The sequence below is a fragment of the Propylenella binzhouense genome (assembly GCF_009866965.1).
GTDB lineage: Bacteria > Pseudomonadota > Alphaproteobacteria > Rhizobiales > Afifellaceae > Propylenella > Propylenella binzhouense.
Window position 1 is genome coordinate 1 of record NZ_SPKJ01000194.1, and the last position, 2,353, is coordinate 2,353.

At 75.4% G+C, this 2,353-nt stretch carries 2 protein-coding genes; both read left to right on the forward strand.

Annotation, left to right across the window (positions count from 1 at the left end; translation table 11 throughout):
* A partial coding sequence (locus tag E4O86_RS22775; RefSeq protein WP_425500152.1) for a GTA baseplate fiber-binding domain-containing protein occupies nt 1–925 on the forward strand: 925 nt, incomplete at its 5' end.
* Nucleotides 918–2,353: DUF2793 domain-containing protein (locus E4O86_RS23720; protein ID WP_246206571.1), on the forward strand; the 1,436-nt coding region annotated here is incomplete at its 3' end. The genes E4O86_RS22775 and E4O86_RS23720, both read left to right, overlap by 8 nt.

Below are 2,353 nucleotides of genomic sequence, written 5' to 3' on the forward strand. Positions count from 1 at the left end.
GATCCTGGAGCTCGCGCCGCCGCCCGACGGGGCGGACGCGCACGCGCCGCGGCTCGCCGTGTTCGCCGATCCCTGGCCGGGCACGATCGCGGTCCACGCCGCGGCGGAAGGCGGCGGCTTCCGGCTCGTGAAGGCGCTGAGCCGCCGGGCCGTCCTCGGCCGCCTCGAGACGGCGCTCCTGCCCGGGCCGGTCGGCCGCTACGACCGGGCGAACGCGCCGGAAGTGACGCTCTTCGGCGGCGCGCTGGCGAGCCTGCCGGAGATCGACCTGCTCGGCGGCGGGAACCTGGCGGCGGTCCGCGCCGCAACCGGCGACTGGGAGGTGCTCCAGTTCGCGCGGGCCGACCTCGTCGGCGAGCGGCGCTACCGGCTCGGACGGCTGCTGCGGGCCCAGGGCGACAGCGGGCCGGCCATGGCGGCCGGCGCGCCGGCGGGCGCGGATTTCGTGCTCCTCGACGAGGCGGTGACGGCGCTGCCGGTCGCGGCCGACCAGATCGGCAGGCCGCTCCGGCTCCGGATCGGCCCGGCCCAGGACAGCCATTTCTCGGCGAGCTACACGGCGCTGACGGTGACGCCGGCGGGACGCGGGCTCAGGCCCTTCAGCCCCGTCCACCTGAAGGCGGCGCGCGCCGCAGAAAGCGGCGACGTCAGGATCGCATGGACGCGGCGCACGCGCTTCGGGGGCGATGCCTGGGAGCCGCCGGACGTGCCGCTCAACGAGGCGTCCGAGGCCTACCGGCTCGAGATCCTCGACGCCGGGGCGCCCATCCGCACCGTCGGGACCGGCGCGCCGGAATGGCTCTATTCCGCCGCCGACCAGACCGCCGACTGGGGCATGCTGCCGGCGGTGCTCACGGTCCGGGTGGCGCAGCGGAGCGCGACCATGGGGCCGGGTCTTGCAAGCGAGGGCACCTTCCATGTCTGACACGACACGCCTCGGCCTGCCGCCGATCCTGGCCGAGCAGGCGCAGAAGCACGTCACCCACAACGAGGCGCTCGCGATCCTCGACGCGCTCGTCCATCTCGCCGTGTCGACGCGCGCGCTCGGCGCGCCGCCCGGCGCCCCGGCGGAAGGGGCGCGCTACATCGTCGCCGCCGCGGCGACGGGCGAATGGACCGGGCTGGAGAACAAAGTGGCGGTCCGGCAGGACGGCGCCTGGATCCATCACGCGCCGCAGCCGGGCTGGCGCGCCTGGGTGATCGACGAGGCGGCGCTCGTCTATTTCGACGGGTCGGAATGGCACTCTTTCGCCGGCGCGATCGCGGCGCTGCAGAACCTCGCGCTGCTCGGGATCGGCACGACGGCGGACGCCGCAAACCCGCTCTCGGCGAAGCTCAACAAGGCGCTCTTCACCGCGAAGACGGCGGCCGAGGGCGGCGACGGCGACCTCCGCTACACGCTCAACAAGGAGGGCGCGGCGGACGTGCTGTCGCTGCTCTTCCAGTCCGGCTTCTCCGGCCGGGCGGAGCTCGGCCTGCTCGGCGACGACGACCTGTCGCTCAAGGTCTCGCCCGACGGCGCGAGCTGGACCGAGGCGCTGCGGATCGACCGGACGACGGGCGCCGCGGCCTTCCCGCTCGGGGCCGCGCGCGTCCAGGCGGACACGTTCACCTCGTCCGGCACCTGGACGAAGCCCGCCTGGGCGAAGCTCGTGAAGGTCACCTGCGTATCGGGCGGCGGCGGCGGCGGCTCCGGCGCGTTGCGAGGCGCGGGCGTGGCGTGCTCGGGCGGCGCAGGCGGGGCGCCCGGCTCGTTCACGGAGGCGGAATTTGCCGCGTCGAGCCTCACATCGACCGTCGCCGTGACCATCGGCGCGGGCGGGGCCGGCGGCGCCGCACAGTCGACGGCCGACGGCAACGGTGCGGCGGGCGGGACGGGGGGAAACACATCCTTCGGCTCCTACCTCAGCGCGATGTCGACTGTGGGGCAAGGCGGAGACGGCGGGAGCACGGGCAGCGCCACCTCCGGCTTCATCGTCGGCGGCAGGTACATGCCGCCTTTGTCGGGGTCCGTCCTCGGCGGTGCAGGGAACACCGGCAGCGGCGGCACCGGGAACAATGGCGGCGGGAAGTACGCGCCGGGGGCGGGCGGCGGCGGCGGCCTGACCGCCGGCAATTTGGAGGGGGCGGGGGGAAACAGCGGATTTGGGCCACTGGCTGTTCCCTTGTCGCAATCGACCGGCGGCACCGCGCCAGGCGGCGCCGGAGCGCCCGGCCTCAGCATATCCGGGTCGGCGACCCTGCTCAGTTCCGGAGCCTCGGGCGGCGGCGGAGCCGGCGGCAATGCGGTCAACGGCGGGGCAGGCGGCAATGGCGGCGCGCCGGGCGGCGGAGGCGGCGGCGGAGGCGCGGC